The sequence below is a fragment of the uncultured Streptococcus sp. genome, from assembly GCF_963521865.1.
GTDB lineage: Bacteria > Bacillota > Bacilli > Lactobacillales > Streptococcaceae > Streptococcus.
Map to the genome: position 1 here is coordinate 1 of NZ_CAUQWY010000073.1, position 3,909 is coordinate 3,909.

Here is a 3,909-nt window from a genome sequence, read left to right on the forward strand (position 1 = left end):
ATTCAAGAATCCGCCATTATCCAAAGATTAATCTTCAAATTTTTCATGATTTTTTTCATAGAAATCAATTAAACCTAGAGCTGTTTCAAATGAAATATTTTTTACTTTTGCACGACCCTGCGCTAGAGCAATGATAGACATTTCACGCGCATTCGTTTCTTTAGAGATACGGTAGCCTGTGATTTTCTTATCACGAACCCAGCCAACAACTGATTCTACTTTTTCAAAGTTTGACTTAGCCATGTCCTTCTCCTATTTTCTTCTTTACGATATATTATTCTATACGTTTTTATGTCTTTTGTCAATAAAAAAACATATATTCAATAAAATAAAAGATTTTTATTTTTCTTACTTCTTTTTTAAAGCCGATAATATATAGGTTTTTACTTGCTATAAACCATTAGTAAGTACCTAAAAAATAATTGCATTATTAAACCTATAATATGTAAGAATATTCATATAAACTACATACCAGATACTCAATAGGATAGACAGGAGTCATATTCAAGTAATTCTATACATTCCTTTTAAATTATTAAAGCTAGCAAAGATAATATTTTCCTCTGATTAGCTCTTAACTATCTCTTTCCTTTCTCTTTGTCTGAGGTTTCTTCCTGTCATTATTTAAATCTTATTTTCTTTTTCAACTGGTACAATGGACTTGTTTCATCAGATTTTACATATTCTTTTCAAACACCACTTCATAGTCAGCATCTAGAATATGACTTCCTAATGTCACAAACTTTTCTACTATTCTCATTTGACAAGTATCAGATCAATTTTATCAATTAAATCACCAAATCTGTCTCATAAATACTGATTATTTTCTCTGTTTGCTATTATATTTAGACAATTTTTAAATTAGTTATATATAAAATATCGTATTCTAAATAGTATCCTTATATATAGCAAGTGATTCTTTTTTATTATTATAAACTGAAACAAAAATAATAGGTACTATAATAAGTTGTAGTAGAAATAGTAGGATAGTTTTCCTAAGTTCATAGGAATCGCCCCCTTTCTTTACCCTCATTATAGCACCTATACATCAGTTGTGCAAATAATATGATATTTTTTTATTAGTCCTCAGACAAGCATATTATAGAGCGTTTCATTACCATTTAAGTTAATATAAGCTGGATCAAAACCTTCCATGCGACGAATCAATCCTGCATAATCATGCTTATCTGCCAAGGCAATCCCAATCAATACTGGGCCTGTCCCCTTGCTAGCTCTTTTGATATACTCAAAACGTGTGATATCATCATTTGGCCCCAAGATATCATTTACAAACTCACGCAGAGCACCTGGACGCTGTGGAAAATTGACCACAAAATAATGCTTGATACCATCATAAATCAAGGCACGCTCTTCCATTTCTGGCATGCGGTTGATATCATTATTTCCTCCAGAAATGATACAACAAATAGTCTTCCCCTTGATATATTCAGCTAAAACCTCTAAAGAGGCGATACTAGCTGCTCCAGCAGGTTCTGCGACAATCCCTTGCTTAGAGTAGAGGTCAATCAAGGTTTCAGAAATCAATCCCTCATCGACACCTACCAAAGTTTGAACATGTTGACGAGTTGCCTCATAGGTCAACTGTCCTACCTTTTGCACAGCAATCCCATCCGCAAATTTGTCAATTTCTTTGAGTTTGACTGGACCACCAGCTTCAAAAGCAGCCTTCATGGAACGCGCTCCATTCGCCTCTACCCCAATAACTTCAATCTCTGGACTTGTTTCCTTGATGTAAGTTGAAACCCCAGCAATGAGACCGCCACCACCAACAGGGACCAAGACAGCATCAAAATCAATCGATTCTTTTCGAGCCTCTTCTAAAATCTCATAAGCAACTGTCCCTTGACCAGCTTGAACATGAGCATCATCAAAGGGATCAATAAAGGTACGGTTTTCAGAGACTGTAAATTCTTGAGCTGCTTTAGCTGACGCATCAAAGGTATCTCCAACTAGTTTAATGGTTACGAAATCCCCACCAAAAAAGCGAACCTGCCCAATTTTTTGTTGCGGAGTAGTAATGGGCATAAAGATAGTAGCAGGAATTTTCATCTCATTACAAGTATAAGCAACTCCCTGCGCATGATTTCCCGCAGAGGCACAGACTACCCCACGCTCACGCTCTTCCTTGCTGAGCTGGGAAATGGCATAATAAGCACCACGAATTTTAAAAGAACGAACACGCTGGGCATTTTCCTTTTTCAAATAAATCTTAGCATCATACTTCTCCGATAAATAATGGTCATAATCAAGCGGTGTATTAACGACCACACCATTCAAGACCTTGTGAGCCTTGATGATATCTTTTGAACTTAACATATAAAACCTCTTTTTCTATAAAAAACAGTCACTAATGACTGTTTTTTTAGTTATTCATCTCCAAAAACTTCAGCAACACTTTCATGATATTTATGAGCCATACGAATTGAAAACTCTTTAGGAAGTTCATAACGATTTGTGGAAATCCAATCATATAACCATTCTACCAAACTTTCTTCACTATCATTACGATGGAAGATAAAATAGTTTAAAATTTCTTTATATTCTACATCATTCAAATCCAACGTGTCTACAAATTGACTACGAGGAACAAAATTAGAATCTAATTTTCTTAGTTGATCTGTCAATTCTCCCAATTGTAAATCCAACTGAAAAAATAGTTTTTGCAGTTGCCTATCAGTTTCATCACATCCTGTCTTGATAGAAAACAAATTGGTAATATTCATATGATTTCAACCCCTAAATCAGTACATCTAATATCCCACGAATAGCTGAAGCTACTATTTTAGCAAAATTCTTTGCTTTCTAATTAGTTATAGATTTTGAATGCATCATCGTCGTTTTTACCAACGAATGGCATTGCTTTACGCAATTCTGCACCAACTTTTTCAATTTCAAGGTTAGCTGCTTGTTCACGGTAAGCAGTCAATTTTGGACGTCCAGCTTTATAGTCATTTACAAAGTCGTTTGCAAATTTACCATTTTGGATGTCTGCCAAGACAGCCTTCATATTTTCTTTAACTTGTTCAGTGATTACACGTGGACCTGATACATAGTCACCGTATTCAGCAGTGTTTGAAATTGATTGACGCATTTTCTTGAATCCACCTTCGTAGATCAAGTCAACGATTAATTTCATTTCGTGAAGAACTTCAAAGTAAGCCAATTCTGGAGCGTAACCTGCTTCTGTCAAGACTTCGAAACCTGCTTCGATAAGGGCAGTCAAACCACCACAAAGTACAGCTTGTTCACCAAACAAATCTTCTTCAGTTTCTTCTTTGTATGTTGTTTCAAGAAGACCTACACGAGCAGCTCCAACACCTTTACACCAGTCCATAGCAATGTTTTTCGCATTTCCTGTTGCATCTTGGTATACAGCGTAAAGAGCTGGTACACCAAATCCTTCTTCATAAGTACGACGTACCAAGTGTCCTGGTCCTTTAGGTGCACACATAAAGACATCTACATCCGCAGGAACTTTGATAAATTCAAAATGAATGTTGAAACCATGAGCAAATCCAACTGCGTTTCCAGCTTCCAAGTTTGGAGCGATTTCTGCTTCGTACAATTCTTGTTGGATTTCGTCTGGTGCCAAAATCATGATAACGTCAGCCAATTTAGTAGCTTCTGCTACTGTGTAAGTGTCAAATCCATCTTCTTTTGCTTTGTCAAAAGATTTACCTGGACGTACACCGATGATAACATCACGACCTGAGTCACGCAAGTTTTGAGCGTGCGCATGTCCTTGTGAACCATAACCGATAACGGCGATTTTTTTACCGTCAAGTGCTGCTACTTTAACATCTTTTTCGTATTCCATTTGAACTGCCATCGTTTTTCTCTCTTTTCTATTATTTATTGCCTTTTAGGCTGGTTTAACAAATTTAAGTT

The 3,909-nt window shown here is 35.9% G+C and carries 4 protein-coding genes; all 4 read right to left on the bottom strand.

Annotation, left to right across the window (positions count from 1 at the left end; all coding sequences use genetic code 11):
* Window positions 1-27: 27 nt before the first annotated feature.
* The gene (locus RWO85_RS09805) at window positions 28-243 is read right to left on the bottom strand and encodes a hypothetical protein (RefSeq protein WP_001130036.1); all 216 of its coding nucleotides are present in this window, start codon (window positions 241-243) and stop codon (window positions 28-30) included.
* A gap of 843 nt (window positions 244-1,086) precedes the next feature.
* A complete protein-coding gene (gene ilvA, locus RWO85_RS09810; protein WP_077804355.1) occupies window positions 1,087-2,337 on the bottom strand; it encodes a threonine ammonia-lyase IlvA in 1,251 nt (416 codons plus the stop codon).
* Window positions 2,338-2,387: 50 nt separating this feature from the next.
* Window positions 2,388-2,744, bottom strand: a complete 357-nt coding sequence (locus RWO85_RS09815) for a hypothetical protein (protein ID WP_023940905.1) — start codon at window positions 2,742-2,744, stop codon at window positions 2,388-2,390.
* 83 nt (window positions 2,745-2,827) lie between these two features.
* A complete protein-coding gene (gene ilvC, locus RWO85_RS09820; RefSeq protein ID WP_000290683.1) occupies window positions 2,828-3,850 on the bottom strand; it encodes a ketol-acid reductoisomerase in 1,023 nt (340 codons plus the stop codon).
* Window positions 3,851-3,909: the final 59 nt, after the last annotated feature.